This is a genomic window from Streptomyces sp. NPDC107546 (assembly GCF_055639175.1).
In genome coordinates this window covers 155,992-169,520 of the sequence record NZ_JBVKBA010000017.1, presented here as the reverse complement: position 1 = coordinate 169,520, position 13,529 = coordinate 155,992, and the positions used below count along the sequence as shown (strand labels likewise).

The 13,529-nt window shown below is 72.8% G+C and carries 14 protein-coding genes and 2 pseudogenes; 5 read left to right on the top strand and 11 right to left on the bottom strand.

Annotation, left to right across the window (positions count from 1 at the left end; genetic code table 11):
- Positions 1-91 precede the first annotated feature (91 nt).
- Complete coding sequence (locus tag ACZ7L1_RS24700; protein ID WP_471440188.1) at positions 92-706, bottom strand: TetR/AcrR family transcriptional regulator; 615 nt, start codon at positions 704-706, stop codon at positions 92-94.
- 112 nt (positions 707-818) lie between these two features.
- Between ACZ7L1_RS24700 and ACZ7L1_RS24695 the strand changes: the two genes are divergently transcribed.
- Positions 819-1,703, top strand: a complete 885-nt coding sequence (locus ACZ7L1_RS24695; protein WP_471440187.1) for an NAD(P)-dependent oxidoreductase — start codon at positions 819-821, stop codon at positions 1,701-1,703.
- A 20-nt stretch (positions 1,704-1,723) separates the two neighbouring features.
- Here ACZ7L1_RS24695 and ACZ7L1_RS24690 read toward each other — a convergent pair whose 3' ends face one another.
- Positions 1,724-2,173: a PPOX class F420-dependent oxidoreductase gene (locus ACZ7L1_RS24690; protein ID WP_471440186.1), complete on the bottom strand. Its 450-nt coding sequence runs from the start codon at positions 2,171-2,173 to the stop codon at positions 1,724-1,726.
- A gap of 214 nt (positions 2,174-2,387) precedes the next feature.
- Between ACZ7L1_RS24690 and ACZ7L1_RS24685 the strand changes: the two genes are divergently transcribed.
- Complete coding sequence (locus tag ACZ7L1_RS24685; RefSeq protein ID WP_471440185.1) at positions 2,388-3,644, top strand: serine hydrolase domain-containing protein; 1,257 nt, start codon at positions 2,388-2,390, stop codon at positions 3,642-3,644.
- A gap of 44 nt (positions 3,645-3,688) precedes the next feature.
- On the opposite strand, the gene ACZ7L1_RS24680 is transcribed toward ACZ7L1_RS24685, so the two are convergent.
- The 3 genes and pseudogenes from ACZ7L1_RS24680 to ribA form a co-directional block, all read right to left on the bottom strand.
- Positions 3,689-4,747 (bottom strand): saccharopine dehydrogenase, encoded by a 1,059-nt coding sequence (locus tag ACZ7L1_RS24680; RefSeq protein WP_471440184.1) that lies wholly within the window; start codon positions 4,745-4,747, stop codon positions 3,689-3,691.
- Positions 4,744-4,893 (bottom strand): annotated as a pseudogene (locus ACZ7L1_RS24675) (sarcosine oxidase subunit beta); the annotation flags it as partial. The pseudogene ACZ7L1_RS24675 and the gene ACZ7L1_RS24680, both read right to left, overlap by 4 nt.
- 64 nt (positions 4,894-4,957) lie before the next feature.
- Positions 4,958-5,641 (bottom strand): GTP cyclohydrolase II, encoded by a 684-nt coding sequence (gene ribA, locus ACZ7L1_RS24670; RefSeq protein ID WP_388989837.1) that lies wholly within the window; start codon positions 5,639-5,641, stop codon positions 4,958-4,960.
- 55 nt (positions 5,642-5,696) lie between these two features.
- Here ribA and ACZ7L1_RS24665 point away from each other — a divergent pair, with 55 nt between their 5' ends.
- On the top strand, positions 5,697-6,509 hold the full coding sequence (locus tag ACZ7L1_RS24665; protein ID WP_471440182.1) for a creatininase family protein: 813 nt from the start codon (positions 5,697-5,699) through the stop codon (positions 6,507-6,509).
- A gap of 215 nt (positions 6,510-6,724) precedes the next feature.
- Here ACZ7L1_RS24665 and ACZ7L1_RS24660 read toward each other — a convergent pair.
- The 5 genes and pseudogenes from ACZ7L1_RS24660 to ACZ7L1_RS24640 all read right to left on the bottom strand — a co-directional run.
- Positions 6,725-7,708 (bottom strand): annotated as a pseudogene (locus tag ACZ7L1_RS24660) (lysylphosphatidylglycerol synthase transmembrane domain-containing protein); the annotation flags it as partial.
- Entirely contained in the window at positions 7,708-8,601 is an 894-nt protein-coding gene (locus tag ACZ7L1_RS24655; protein WP_471440180.1) for a class I SAM-dependent methyltransferase, read from the bottom strand. The pseudogene ACZ7L1_RS24660 and the gene ACZ7L1_RS24655, both read right to left, overlap by 1 nt.
- Positions 8,602-8,633: 32 nt before the next feature.
- A complete protein-coding gene (locus ACZ7L1_RS24650; protein WP_471440178.1) occupies positions 8,634-9,845 on the bottom strand; it encodes a glycosyltransferase family 4 protein in 1,212 nt (403 codons plus the stop codon).
- A complete protein-coding gene (locus tag ACZ7L1_RS24645) occupies positions 9,842-10,240 on the bottom strand; it encodes a 6-pyruvoyl trahydropterin synthase family protein (RefSeq protein ID WP_388566558.1) in 399 nt (132 codons plus the stop codon). Before ACZ7L1_RS24645 ends, ACZ7L1_RS24650 begins: the two co-directional genes overlap by 4 nt.
- Positions 10,241-10,425: 185 nt before the next feature.
- Complete coding sequence (locus tag ACZ7L1_RS24640; protein WP_471440175.1) at positions 10,426-11,406, bottom strand: zinc-dependent alcohol dehydrogenase; 981 nt, start codon at positions 11,404-11,406, stop codon at positions 10,426-10,428.
- A gap of 108 nt (positions 11,407-11,514) precedes the next feature.
- Between ACZ7L1_RS24640 and ACZ7L1_RS24635 the strand changes: the two genes are divergently transcribed.
- Entirely contained in the window at positions 11,515-12,294 is a 780-nt protein-coding gene (locus ACZ7L1_RS24635; RefSeq protein WP_471440173.1) for a CDP-alcohol phosphatidyltransferase family protein, read from the top strand.
- Positions 12,295-12,316: 22 nt separating this feature from the next.
- Here the strand turns inward: ACZ7L1_RS24635 and ACZ7L1_RS24630 are convergent, their stop codons facing one another.
- Positions 12,317-12,772 carry an RpiB/LacA/LacB family sugar-phosphate isomerase gene (locus ACZ7L1_RS24630; RefSeq protein ID WP_471440171.1) on the bottom strand — a complete coding sequence of 152 codons (456 nt, stop codon included), beginning with the start codon at positions 12,770-12,772 and terminating at the stop codon, positions 12,317-12,319.
- Positions 12,773-12,861: 89 nt separating this feature from the next.
- Between ACZ7L1_RS24630 and ACZ7L1_RS24625 the strand changes: the two genes are divergently transcribed.
- On the top strand, positions 12,862-13,476 hold the full coding sequence (locus tag ACZ7L1_RS24625; protein WP_471440170.1) for a DNA polymerase ligase N-terminal domain-containing protein: 615 nt from the start codon (positions 12,862-12,864) through the stop codon (positions 13,474-13,476).
- Positions 13,477-13,529 lie beyond the last annotated feature (53 nt).

Sequence of the window (13,529 nt, the reverse complement as noted above, 5' to 3'; positions counted from 1 at the left end):
CTCCCACTCTGCGTTCGTCAGGTCTCCGCGTCCCATGCAGTCAGCCTGCCCCCAACACCTCACTCGCGGAGGGAGATCCGAGAAACAGCGCCTAGTTCCAGGACTGCCCGGTGGTGCCGTTGTCGACGCTCGCGTCGAGCAGCGGTCCGAGTTCCCCCACCACGGTCGTCAGGGCCCGGTCGTCCCGTTCGGCGCGGGCGATCAGCAGGGCGCCCTCCAGGGCGCTGATCATGAGCGTCGCGAGCGGTTCCGCCCGGGCCGCCGGGACTCCCATGTCCGTCAGCGCCTCGGCGACCGGGCGCGTCCAGTCGGCGAACGCCGCTGCGGCCGCCGCGCGCGTGGAGTCGGTGGACTGTGCGCAGTCCACGGCCGCCGCGGCCACCGGGCAGCCGCCCTCGAAGCCGGTTCTGGCGTATTCGTCCGTCCACTGCCGGACCATCTCGGCGAACAGCCCGCTCGGTGTCGGCTCGGCCATCGAAGCGCGGAAGCGGGCGATCCGCTTGGCGGCGTACCTGCCGGCCCACTGCACCGCCTCGTTGACGAGCTGTTCCTTGCCGCCGGGGAAGTAGTGCTGCAGCGAGCCGCGCGGCGCCCGCGCGTGCGCGGCGACGTCGCGCATGCCGGTCGCGCTGACGCCGTCGCGCCGGATCAGCTGGGCCGCGCTGAAGACCATCCGCTCGCGTGGCCCGCGCTCGGACACCGCCATCGTGACCTCCGTCTCGACACTTCGGCACCCACCCTATGACCGGTGTCATAAGGCCCGCTACTATGACCGCTGTCATAACTCGTGACGGCGCCTCGCAGGGAGGGCGGTCCCCATGGACGTCGGCTTCATCGGTCTCGGGGTCATGGGTCAGCCGATGGCGCTCCGGCTGGCCCGGGCCGGCACCCCGCTCCTGGTGTGGAACCGCACGGCCGCCCGCACCGATCCGCTGCGCGCGGCCGACGCCGAGGTGGCGGCGGATCCCGCCGAGGTGTTCGCGCGGACGGACGTCGTGATCCTCATGCTGGCCGACGACCTCGCGATCGACGCCACCCTGGGCCGCGGCACCCCGGACTTCGCGGCCCGCGTCGCCGGACGCATCGTGGTCCACATGGGCACGACGTCGCCCGGATACTCGCGCGCCCTCGAGGCCGATGTGCGCGCGGCGGGCGGGCGCTATGTCGAGGCGCCGGTCTCCGGGTCCAGGGTGCCCGCGGAGAACGGGCAGCTGGTGGCGATGCTGGCCGGGGAAGAGTCGGCCGTGGAGGTCGTACGGCCGCTGCTGGCACCCCTGTGCCGGGAGACGTTCGTCTGCGGTGCCGCCCCGAACGCCCTGCTGATGAAGCTCTCGGTCAACCTGTTCCTGATCACGCTGGTGACCGGGCTGTCGGAGGCGTACCACTTCGCGGACCGGCACGGCCTGGACCGGCGGCTCTTCCTGGACGTCCTGGACGCGGGCCCGATGGCCAGCGGGGTGTCCCGTATGAAGGCGCCGAAACTGTACGCCCGCGACTTCACGGTGCAGGCGGCGGCCCACGACGTCCTGAAGAACAACCGGCTGATCGCCGAGGCCGCTCGCAAAGCGGGGGTCGCCTCCCCGCTGCTCGACGTCTGCCACGCCCTGTTCGAGGAGACCGTGACGCTGGGCCACGGCCACGAGGACATGGTGGCCGTCCTGCGCGCGATCGAGTCACGCACCGAGGAGGGCCTCCAGGGTTAGCCCCGCAGGCCGTTCCGGGGTCAGCCCAGGTTCGCCCCCTTGGGGATGCCGTACGCGCGCTCGACGTGCAGGCGCAGCACGAGGCGGCGGTCGCGGACCATGGCGGCGCGGTACTCGTCCCAGTCGGGGTGCTCGCCCAGGACGTCGCGGTAGAGCCGGATGAGCTCCTCGACCGTCGCGTCGTACGGGTCCTGCGCGACGGGCGAGAGCTCGGCGGTGCCCTCGACGACCGTGTACGCCCGCCGGTCGGCGCTCGTGACGTGGTAGGAGGCCCTGGGGTCCCGGCGAAGATTGCGGGTCTTGGCGCGGTCGTCGGTGATCGAGACCCGGATGACCCGCTCGCCGGGGTCATAGGCGTGGCTGACGTTCGACAGCTGGGGCCGACCGTCCCGCTTGAGGGTGACCAGCACCCCGCCGCGGCCTTCGGAGAGCAGCGCGAGCAGCGCGTTCTGTGTCCCGTCCTGAGTCATATCCGGGTCAACTCCCCGGGCCTGGCTGCGCATTCCCGATCGGGGTGGCAGTCGGCACCAGCTGGGTAGTGAGCAGTTACCCGCTGCAGGACGGTGCCTGCCTCGCCCCGGGGCGGACCGCTCCGCCAGGAGGGACCGGCCCCGGTCCGTGGCGGAGCATGAAAGGTTGGCCCCGGGAGCCGGGGACCGCACCGGGAGAGACCGGAGGAGAACGATGGGACACCTGCGGCAGGAGGTCGAGCCGGAGGAGGTCGGCCTCGACCCGAAGGCGCTGGCCCGCCTCGACCAGCACTTCGCACACCAGGTGGACGACGGCCGGCTGCCCGGTTACCTGGTGGCCCTCTCCCGGCACGGCCGCATAGCCCACCTGACCACGTACGGCCACCGCGACGTCGCCGAGCGGCTCGCGGTGGAGAGCGACACCTTGTGGCGGATGTACTCGATGACCAAACCGGTCACGTCCGTCGCCGCGCTGATCCTGATGGAGGAGGGCCGCTTCGGGCTGGACACGCCCGTCGCCGACTTCCTGCCGGCGTTCGCCGAACCGCGGGTATACGTCGACGGCACCGGCCCGGCCGTCCGGACCCGCCCCGCGCAGCGGCCCATCCTGGTCCGCCATCTGCTCACGCACACGGCCGGCCTGACGTTCGGCTTCTACCACACGCATCCCGTGGACGCGCTGTACCGGGAGGCGGGCATCGACTCGTCCGTGGTGCCCGGCACGGATCTCGCCCAGACCTGCGAAGTGTACGCGCGGCTGCCGCTGCAGTTCGAGCCGGGCACGCGGTGGAACTACTCGGTGGCGACCAACGTCCTGGGCCGGCTCGTCGAGGTCGCCTCGGGCCAGGACCTGGACGCCTTCCTCGCCGAACGGGTCTTCGGGCCGCTGGGCATGGAGGACGCGGGCCTGCACGTCACCGAGGACCGGGCGCCGCGCCTCGCGGAGCTGTACGGCGAGACGGAGAGCGGCGGCATCACGCCGATTCCGGGCCTGCCGCTGCGCGGACGGCCCCGGCTTCTCTCGGGCAGCGGGGGCATGGTGGCCTCGGCGTACGACTACCACCGCTTCATGGAGTTCCTGCGCCGCGGCGGCGAACTGGACGGCACCCGGCTGCTGGCCCCCGACACGGTCGCCGCGATGGCCTCCAACCACCTCCCGGGGGGTGCCGATCTGCGGTCGTTCGGCAGCCGGGTGCACCGCGAGCCCGGCAAGGCGGGCCTCGGTTTCGGCCTGGGCGTCTCCGTGGTCACCGACCCGGAACTCACCCGGTCCCCGGCGGTGCGGGGCTCGTTCGGCTGGAGCGGGGTGGCCACCACCACGTTCTGGGTGGACCCGCAGCACGACCTGACGGTCCAGTTCCTCACCCAGTTGCGGCCCACCGGCTCGCACACGGTGTATCCGGAGCTGAAGCAGCTCGTGCACGAGGCCCTGCCGGAAAGCGTCGGTTCCGCTGCGAGATCCGGCAGGTAGCGGCCCCGCCAGGTCTGCCCCGGGCCGGCCCGTACGCGGAGGACTCAGACATCGCCCCGCTCCTCTCCCCCGGCTCCGAGTGCCCGGACCGCGGCGTCGAAGTGCTCCCGGCAGCGGCCCCACGCGCCACCCACCTCGAAGTCAAGCAGCAGCGGGGTGAGTGCGGCCGAGAAGTCGGTGCTGGCCTCCAGGGGCAGCAGGGACGGGAGGTTGTCGATGGCGATGAGGTCGAGCACGGGGTGCTCGCGCAGCCGGCGTACCGGGTGGTCCCAGTCGGTCGGGCTGTCGTAGACCGGCAGGAGGTTCAGGGGCGAGCCGACGTCGGCCGTCACGTCGCACAGGGTGCGCAGCCGGCGTCCGGGTTCGTCGAGGTCCTTGTCCGTCAGGAAGGGCGGTACGGGCCGGGTCGTCAGGACGGTGTTGACCATCAGCTCGTGGGCGAGCAGGGCCTGACGGTCCAGGTTCCGGGTCTCGGCCAGATCCCAGCAGGTGGAGTCGGCGCCCACGACGCCGAGCGCGACCCGGGCGCCGCGCCCGCTGCGGCCGAGGGCGCCGATCACCAGCGCCCGCACCCCTTCGCCCGAGGCGGCGCGCAGCTGTTCGTCCAGCTCCTCCTTGGACGTCGGCCGCAGCGGCGCGGTCAGCCGGCCCCGGTGCTGGAGCAGGGCGAGGGCGGCGCCCAGGTATCCGGCCCAGTAGCCGAACGCGACGAGCCGCCGCCCCTCCTCGTCCACCAGGTACTCCAGGTCCAGCAGGGCACCACCGCCGGAGACGAACCGGCGCAACAGGGCCTCGGCGCCCGGCTGCCCCTTGTAGGCGTGCCCGAAGAACAGGCGACGGTGGACCAACGCGGAAGGCCCGTCGGGGAGTTCCTTCAGGCCGGCGATCACCGCCTCGGGCGGCGCCGACACCCAGGAGCCCGGCTCGGCGACACGGCAGCCCACCTGCTCGTACGCCTCGGCCGGGAACACCCGCTGCGGGGAGTCCTCGACCGTCACGGTCACGCCGCTCTCGACCAGGCGCCGGGCGTCGGACGGCACGATCGGTGTGCGCCGTTCGGTGGTACGGGACTCGTGGCGGAGCCACAGGTGGAGTGCGGTCATACGCGGTTGACCTCCGGGCGCGGGGCGTCGGCGGCGAGGCGTCCGACGCTCACGGGGCTGACGTCGACGAAGGGTACGCGCCCGGGGAGCAGATCCCTCGGGATCTCGCCGACGGCGGGTCCCAGCGGGAGGCCGTGGCCACGGCGGTCGGTGGACCGAGGGGGGCGGGATGCGCGGCGGCCGGCGCCGGACGGCCGCCGCGCGGGCCGCTCACGAGGACTGCACCACCGCGTCCAGGTGCGGCAGGTAGTGGTCGAGCCGTTCCCGCTTGGTGCGCAGGTAGGTGATGTTGTTCTCGCACGGCGGTATCAGCAGCGACACCTGCTCGTCGACCTTGATGCCGTGCCGCAGCAGCGCCTCCCGCTTGCGCGGGTTGTTGGAGAGCAGGCGCACGGACCGTACGCCGAGGTCGTGCAGGATCTCCGCCGCGACCCGGTAGTCGCGGGCGTCCACCGGCAGACCGAGGGCGAGGTTGGCCTCTACGGTGTCCAGGCCCTCCGACTGGAGCTTCATCGCGCGCAGTTTGGCCAGCAGGCCGATGCCGCGGCCCTCGTGGCCGCGCAGGTAGACGACGATGCCGCGGCCCTCGGCCACGACCTGCCTGAGAGCGGTGGAGAGTTGGGGCCCGCACTCGCAGTGCGTGGATCCGAAGGCGTCCCCGGTCAGGCACTCGGAATGCAGGCGGACGAGCATGCCCTCTTCCTCGATGTCGCCGTACACCAGCGCCACTTGTTCGTCGCCGCGGTCGTGGTCGAGGTAGCCGACGGCCTGGAAATCACCGTACTTGGTGGGCAGGGGTGCATTCACGACTCGGGTGACCCCGGTGGGCACGTTCGCGATCCGGGTGACTCCCGAGGGGGCATTCCCGCCGAGCACGCCGTCAATGTCTGTCATGATCTGATTCCTATCTGGTAAGCGCAGGCGGTACGAGACGAAAGGCCGTGAAGTGATGAGCGGTTCGGGAACTGCGGATACTGCCGGGGGCCACACCGCGGGTGTGCTGCCGTCGGACACCTCGCGGGACGTGCGGGAGCGGGCGGAGGCTGCGCACCGTCAGGTGGCCGTCCTTCCCGTGGGCAGTTTCGAACAGCACGGTCCGTACCTTCCGTTGGCGACCGACACGCTGGTCGCCTGCGCGATCGCCCACGAGCTGGCCGCCGCGTATCCGGTTCACCTCCTTCCTCCGGTGACGATCTCCTGCTCGCACGAGCACGCGGCGTGGCCGGGAACGGTGAGCATCTCCTCCGTCACTCTCCATGCGGTGGTACGGGACATCGCCGCGTCGCTCGAACGCTCGGACGTGGAGGCCCTGGTCCTGGTCAACGGTCACGGCGGTAATTACGTCCTCGGCAATGTCGTCCAGGAGGGCAATGCCGTCCGGGATTCCACGGGCAGCGGTGTGCGGATGGCTCTTTTCCCGGCCCCGGAGGACTGGGAGGCGGCCCGGGAACGGGCCGGGGTGCGCACCTCGCTGCTCAGCGACATGCATGCCGGGGAAATCGAGACCTCCATTCTTCTGCACTGTCATCCCGAATTGGTCAGGCCTGGTTACGAGACCACGGATTTCATCGCCGACGACCGGCGGCATCTGCTCACCCTCGGTATGTCGGCCTATACGGAGTCCGGTGTCATCGGGCGTCCTTCGCTGGCTTCCGCGGAGAAGGGGAAGCAGTTGCTCGCGACGCTCGCGGAGTCCTTCGAGCCGTATTTCTCCCTGGTCGGTTCGGACGGCGACGAGGACGGTGTGACACATCGCCGGTGACCCCGCGTCAGGAAGGGAGCGGGGGCGGAGCGGGTACGGCGGGTGCGCGGACGGGGGGCGCGGAGCGCGTGGGGGGTACGCTCCGCGCCCGGTACGGGGGGCCGGGAGGGTGCCGCGAGGGCCTGGTCCTCCACGGCGGCGTTCTCCGTCGCGGTGCGCGGGTGCCGCAGACCCGTGTACCAGCGGACGAGCAGGACGAGCAGGCCGGGCAGGCTCGCCACGAAGCTGAGGACGCCGTAGACGACAGCGACGCCCAGCCCGGTGTCCGCGCCGAGGCCCGCCGCGCCGAAGGCCCAGGCGGTGGCGCCCTCCCGGGGGCCGAAGCCGCCGATGTTCAGCGGCAGGCCCATCGCGATGAGCGCGAGCAGGGCCAGGGGCAGCAGCATGACCGGGGAGGCGTGCGATCCGGCTACCCGCGCGGCCACCAGGAACATCAGCAGGTGCCCGGCGAGCACGACGACGGACGACAGCAGGACGGAGGGCCAGCTCCCGCGCGCCAGCAGGGCGGTGCGGGCCTCTGCGAGCGCGGCGCCGAGAGCCCGGCGCCTGCGGGAGGGGCGGGGGGCGCGGCCCATGCGGACGGCCACGACGATGGCGAGCGCACCGAGCGTGGCGAGCGCCGTCAGGCCGGCGAGATGGCGGGCCTGGGTGAGCACCGGCGAGGGCAGCGTGAGCAGGACCGGTACGCCTACCGCCACCAGGGCGATCTGGCCGGCGGTGCGTTCCAGGACCACGGCGCGGACGCCGCGGCCGACGTCACCGGCGCTCTGCCCGTGCCGCACCGCGCGGTGCACGTCGCCGAGGACGCCGCCGGGGAGCGCCGCGTTGAGGAACAGGGCGCGGTAGTAGTCGGCGACGGCGACGCCGAACGGCAGCCTGATGCCGAGCGCGTGGGCGACCCGGCACCAGCGCCAGGCGCTGAACACGGTGGTCAGCACTCCGATCCCGAGCCCGGCGAGAAGGGTCGGCACATCGATCCGCCGCAGCCCGTCGAGCAGCACCCCGGTCCCGAGCCGCCACAGCAGCACCCCGAGGATGAGCGCCCCGGCGAGGGTCCCGAAGTGGGTGCGCAGGGCGCGCAGGACCCGGCGGCGTGGGGGTGCCTCGGTGTGGGCGGCGGCCGCCACGGGGGCGGTTTCCGTCACGGTCACGCGCACGTCCTCCGCCGTCGTCGCCAAGGCCGCCGTCCGCGCCGTCATCACGCGCCTCCCGTCGGGCGGGGCAGGACCAGTACGTCGCTGTGGTGGACCGTCACGCGCAGATCGCCCGCCGCGCAGGCGTCCAGGCGGTCCCGCAGATACGTCTCTGCGCGGGGCGCGAGGTCAGGGCGCTGTTCCACGGCCGCACCGACCCAGCCGCGCAGCCACTCCTGCGTCAACTCCCGCTGCCGGGCGCCCAGTCGCCAGGGGCTCGGATGGACCCGTACGCTCGCGCCGAGCCGGTCGAAGGCCTCGCAGGCCGCGCCCACCGCGTCGGGGCCGAGGAGGTCACCGCGCCGCTGGTGGGCGTTGAACGCCTCGCCGATCTCCCGGTCCAGGGGGTGCTCGGGCGTCAGTTCCACGCGGCCCAGGACGGACAGCGTCAGCAGCGCCGGGCAGCCGGCACCCACGCAGGCCCGGGCGAGCGTGTCGATCTCCTCGGCGGTGAGCACGTCCAGCAGCGCGGAGGCGGTCAGCAGCGACGCGCCGGTCAGCGCGTCCGGGGTGAGCCGTCCGATGTCGCCGCGCTGGGTGGTGACGGTCACCGGGCTGCCGTCGGCCGCCGCGCGGGGCGCCCCCACCGAGGCGAAGTGCAGCAGGTAGGGGTCCCGGTCGTGGAGCACCCAGTGCTGGGGGCCATCCAGCAGCGGGGCGAGCCAGCGGCCCATGGAACCGGTGCCGCAGCCCAGGTCGTGCACGATCAGCTCCGTGCCGTGCCGGGGCCGGTTCGCGAGGCGGATCCGCAGCGGGTCGAGCAGTTCGTGCGCCCGCGCCTGCGCGTCGGCGGGCTCCCGCAGCCTCAGCCACTGCGGGGCGTATCGCGGCACTTCGGTTTCGCCGCCGCCGGGCGCGGGGATCGCGGGGAGCGCCCCGGGCCCCGGTTCCGTGGACATCTCGGACCCCGCCTCCGATGTCGTACCCGTACTCATGCCGCCCTCCGAGGGTCGTGCAGCCGGCCCAGCACACCCGCCAGGCTGCGTGCCGTGGTCGCCCAACCGTCCAGTGCCGCCCGGCGGCCGCGCGCGGCGGCCTTGAGCCGGCGCCGTACGTCCGCCTCGCCGAACCAGCCGCGCAGCTCGGCGGCGATCGCGCCGGGGTCCTCCGGCGGGACGAGGATGCCGGGCACCCCGCCGTCCGGCGCGCGCCCCACCGCCTCGGGCAGGCCGCCGACATCGGTGGCGAGGACCGGGATGCCGCGCGCGAGGGCCTCGGTGACGGCCATGCCGTACGTCTCGGCGTACGAGGTGAGGACCATGAGGTCGGCGGAGGCGTAGCTGGCCTCGAGTTCGGCACCGGACCGCGGGCCGGCCAGGTGCAGCCGGTCGGCCAGGCCGTGTTCGTCGATGAGGGCGCGCAGCCGCTCCACGTACTGCGGGTCGTGGCCGAGCCCGCCGACAAGTGCGCAGCTCCACGGCAGGTCCTTGACCGTGGCGAGGGCCTCGATGAGCCGGTGCTGCCCCTTGCGGGGGGTCACGGCGGCGACGCACAGCAGCCGGGAGACGCCGTCGGTGCCGGGGGCGAGGGGTGCGATGTCGGCGCCGGGCGCGGCGACATGGACCCGCTCGGGGGCGAGCCCGTGGTGGGAGACGAGCCGGCGCACCGCCCAGTCGCTGGTGGCGATCACGGCGGGCACGGCCCTCAGGGTGGACCGCTCCTTGGCGTCCAGGTCGGCCGCGGCCCGGGGGTCGAGACCGGTCTCGTCGCCGAGCGGCAGGTGCACCAGAACGCCGAGGCGGAGGCGTTCGGCCTCGGGCACGACGATCTCGGGGACGCCGCAGGCGACCAGGCCGTCGAGCAGGACGACGGTGCCGTCCGGCAGGTCCCGCAGCGTACGGGCGAGTTCGGCCCTCGCCTGCGCGCCGGGCCGGGGCCAGGAGCCCTCGACCAGGTGCCTTTCCACCTGCCAGCCGAAGCCGGGCAGGTCCAGACAGATCCGGCGGTCGTAGGCGTTGCCGCCGCTGGGCGTGGCCGGGTCGTCGACGCCGCCCGGCATCACGAAGTGCACGGTGCGCAGGGACATGGGGATGATGTCGGCGTTCCTGAGGGCCGTGTTCTGCACGGGCACATAGCCGAGACGGAGCTGGGCCTGCTGCCCGGTGGTCTTCACGGACGCGTGTTCGATGGTCGTGTCGGTCACAGGGCACGCTCGTAACTCGCCCAGGCGATGTGCGACTCGTGCAACGTGACGGTGATGCCGGCGATGCCGCGGGCGCTCTCGCCCAGGGCACCCTTGTGGATCCGCTCGGCGAGGCGGTCGGCGATCACCTTGGCCAGGAACTCCGTCGAGGTGTTGATGTTCGCGAAGTCCGGCTCGTTGTCGAGGTTGCGGTAGTTGAGCTCGCTCACCACCGCCCCCAGCTCCTGCGTGGCCAGTCCGATGTCGACGACGATGTTGTCGTCGTCCAGCTCGGCGCGGCGGAAGGTGGCGTCCACGAGGAACGTCGCTCCGTGCAGGCGCTGCGCGGGTCCGAAGACCTCGCCACGGAAGCTGTGGGCGACCATCAGGTGATCGCGGACGGTGATGCTGAACAACGGACGACCCTCCAGGTGCGGTGCGTCTGGTCCCCCTCCGGGGCATGCCGTGTAGTACGGCTGACCCCTCCGCGTTGTTCAGCTGCCCGTTCTCCTTGTTCGGAGGTTCCTTGGAAGTTCTTTGGGAGTTTCCCCCAAGGTCGGGCAACTCGGGCGGTCAGGGGTGCCTTGTGGGCCCCTGGGACTCAGTCGGCGGGATACAGGATGCGGTGGCACAACCCCTTGAGCTCACCACGGGTGAGGCGTGGCAGCACGTCGGGGAGGTCTTCGAAGGCGGACTCGCCGGTGACGAGCGCGTCGAACGCGGGGTCGGCGAGCAGGTCGAGGGCGAGGGCCATGCGGTCGGCGTAGTCACGTCCGGTGCGGGCGCGCGGCGAGACGGTGCCGACCTGGCTGCTGCGAATCGTGAGGCGGCGCGAGTGGAAGGCCTCGCCGAGCGGCAGGGTGACGCGCCGGTCGCCGTACCAACTGAGTTCGACGACGGTGCCCTCGGGCGCGAGGAGTTCCAGGGAGCGTACGAGCCCCTGTTCACTGGCGCTGGCGTGGACGACGAGGTCGCAGTCGCCGAGGGCCTCCTCGGGCGGCGCGAAGTCGACACCGAGCGCACGGGCGGCCTGGGCGCGCTCCGGGTCGGCGTCGACGAGCTGGACGCGGACGCCGGGGTGGCGGGCGAGGAGGGCGGCGACGGAGCATCCGACCATGCCGCCGCCGACGACCGCGATCCGGTCCCCGAGCTGCGGGCCCGCGTCCCACAGGGCGTTGACGGCGGTCTCGACGGTGCCGGCCAGGATGGCGCGGTGGGCGGGCACGGCGTCGGGGACGACGGTGACGGCCGAGACAGGGACGACGTACCGGCTCTGGTGCGGATACAGGCAGAAGACGGTCCGCCCGACCAACTCGTCCGGTCCCTGCTCCACCTGCCCGACACTCAGGTAGCCGTACTTCACGGGGGCCGGGAAGTCGCCCTCCTGGAAGGGGGCGCGCATGGCGGCGTGCTGGCTCTGAGGGACACCGCCGCGGAAGACGAGGGTCTCGGTGCCGCGGCTGACACCGGAGTACAGCGCGCGCACCAGCACGTCGCCGTCGCCGGGCTTCGGCAGCTCCACGTCCCGCAGCTCCCCGTGGCCCGGCGAGCGCAGCCAGAAGGCGCGAGCTGTGAGGTCCATGTGCGTCTCCCTGAACGATCCGGCGTTTCACCACGTACGCAGCTACGAGAAGTCGCGCACAAGGTACGCGGCGAAGATCGAATCTGTCACTTGGCCGGAGGGTGAGCGGTGGCCCTGAACCACACATACGAGGCGAGGCTCTTGCAGCAGGAGACGACCGTGGGGGCGGGCGTGCAGGTACTGCTGCTGACCTTGCTGGGCACGGCGATCGGCATGGGCCCGGCCGGCTGGCTGGCGGGCCTGGCGTTCGCGCTCGCCACCTGGGCCGTGCTCACCCGGGCCGTGCTGCGTTCCCGGCTCAGCTCGTTCGGCCCGGCCAACCGGGTGACGCTGGGCCGCGCGATCCTGGTGGGCGGGGTGACGGCGCTGGTCGCGGACTCGTTCGAGAGCGCGCCGCCGGTGACGGTGTTCGTGGGGCTCACGACGGTGGCGCTGATCCTGGACGGCGTGGACGGCAAGGTGGCCCGCCGCACGGGCACGTCGTCGGCGCTGGGCGCGCGTTTCGACATGGAGGTCGACGCGTTCCTGATCCTGGTGCTGAGCGTGTACGTGTCGATGGCGCTGGGCCCGTGGGTGCTGCTGATCGGCGCGATGCGGTATGTGTTCGTGGCGGCGGCCCGGGTGCTGCCCTGGCTGAACGGCGAACTGCCGCCGAGCATGGCCCGCAAGACGGTGGCGGCGGTGCAGGGCGTCGCCCTGCTGGTGGCCGCGTCGGACCTGCTGCCGTACGCGGCGAACGTGGGGGTCGTCGGGTGCGCGCTGGCGTCGCTGGTGTGGTCGTTCGGGCGGGACGTGCTGTGGCTGTGGAGCGTGCGGGACGGCGTCGCGGTGGAGTCGTCCGCCGCGATGATGGCGGAGCCGGTCGTGGAACTGGTCGCGGGCGGCTGACCGGCGCCATCGCCTCAGGTCGTCAGGAGGTGGCTCTCGGGCCGTCGAGCCGGCCGATGCGCGCCACGTTCTCCCGGTCCTCGGGGTCCTCGCTGGGGCGGGCGGCGAACCAGGCGTCGAGGATCTCCTTCAGGAGCGGCTCGGAGGTCAGGCGCAGGCTGAGCGCGAGCACGTTGGCGTCGTTCCAGCGGCGCGCACCGCCCGCCGAGTACGCGTCCGTGCACAGCGCCGCCCGCACACCCGGCACCTTGTTCGCGGCGATCGACGCGCCGGTGCCGGTCCAGCAGCACACGACCGCCTGGTCGGAGGTGCCGTCGGCGACCTCGCGGGCCGCCGCCTCGGAGCACGCGGCCCACTGCGGGTCGTCCCCGGCGCGCAGCGCACCGTGTGTGAGTACCTCGTGGCCACGGCCGCGCAGTTCGGCGACGAGGCTGCGGGCCACGGGTTCGTCCATGTCCGAGGAAACGGAGATCCGCATGTCTCGGAGGGTACCCGCTCACACCCACCGGGTGGTTCCGCCGACGTGCGGGGTACTCGGCCCCGGGACCGAGGCGGAAGGAGCCGGACGTGGGCGGCAGCGATCGGCTGCGGGAGTACCGCGGCAAACGTGACTTCGACCGGACCGCCGAGCCCCGGGGCGACACGGCGGCCTCCGGCGCGGAGCCCCACTTCGTGGTGCAGATCCACGACGCGAGCACCCTGCACTTCGACTTCCGGCTCCAGGTGGGCGACGTCCTCAAGTCCTGGTCCGTCCCCAAGGGCCCGTCCGCCGATCCCGGCGACAAGCGGCTCGCCGTGCCCACCGAGGACCATCCACTGGACTACGAGGACTTCGAGGGCGTCATTCCTGCGGGCGAGTACGGGGGCGGCACCGTGATCGTCTGGGACCACGGCACCTATCAGCCGCTCAGCCACGACCGGCGCGGGCGCCCCGTGCCCTTCGAGGAGTCGCTTCAGCGCGGGCACGCCACCTTCCGGCTGGTCGGGTCGAAGCTGCACGGCGAGTACGCGCTCACCCGGTTCCGCGGCGGCGAGAGGGGCGGCGAACAGGAGGCCTGGCTGCTGGTGAAGGCGGGGCGTGCCGGCTCCGGCGGCCACGGGACGCCCGACCCGCGCCGCGCCCGGTCGGCCCGCAGTGGACGCACACTCGCGCAGGTGGCGGCGGACGGCGGTGAGGGGTGAGGGCCATGAGCGGCCTCCTTCAGGCACTGCCCGCCGAGCAGCATCCGCTGGTC

What these genes read in the sequence shown, in the direction of transcription:
- ACZ7L1_RS24690 (WP_471440186.1), bottom strand. Translation starts at nt 2,173, where the DNA reads ATGACTCAGGACGGGACACAGAACGCGCTGCTCGCGCTGCTCTCCGAA.
- ribA (WP_388989837.1), bottom strand. Translation starts at nt 5,641, where the DNA reads ATGACAGACATTGACGGCGTGCTCGGCGGGAATGCCCCCTCGGGAGTC.
- ACZ7L1_RS24680 (WP_471440184.1), bottom strand. Translation starts at nt 4,747, where the DNA reads ATGACCGCACTCCACCTGTGGCTCCGCCACGAGTCCCGTACCACCGAA.
- ACZ7L1_RS24685 (WP_471440185.1), top strand. Translation starts at nt 2,388, where the DNA reads ATGGGACACCTGCGGCAGGAGGTCGAGCCGGAGGAGGTCGGCCTCGAC.
- ACZ7L1_RS24665 (WP_471440182.1), top strand. Translation starts at nt 5,697, where the DNA reads ATGAGCGGTTCGGGAACTGCGGATACTGCCGGGGGCCACACCGCGGGT.
- ACZ7L1_RS24695 (WP_471440187.1), top strand. Translation starts at nt 819, where the DNA reads ATGGACGTCGGCTTCATCGGTCTCGGGGTCATGGGTCAGCCGATGGCG.
- ACZ7L1_RS24640 (WP_471440175.1), bottom strand. Translation starts at nt 11,406, where the DNA reads ATGGACCTCACAGCTCGCGCCTTCTGGCTGCGCTCGCCGGGCCACGGG.
- ACZ7L1_RS24630 (WP_471440171.1), bottom strand. Translation starts at nt 12,772, where the DNA reads ATGCGGATCTCCGTTTCCTCGGACATGGACGAACCCGTGGCCCGCAGC.
- ACZ7L1_RS24700 (WP_471440188.1), bottom strand. Translation starts at nt 706, where the DNA reads ATGGCGGTGTCCGAGCGCGGGCCACGCGAGCGGATGGTCTTCAGCGCG.
- ACZ7L1_RS24655 (WP_471440180.1), bottom strand. Translation starts at nt 8,601, where the DNA reads ATGTCCACGGAACCGGGGCCCGGGGCGCTCCCCGCGATCCCCGCGCCC.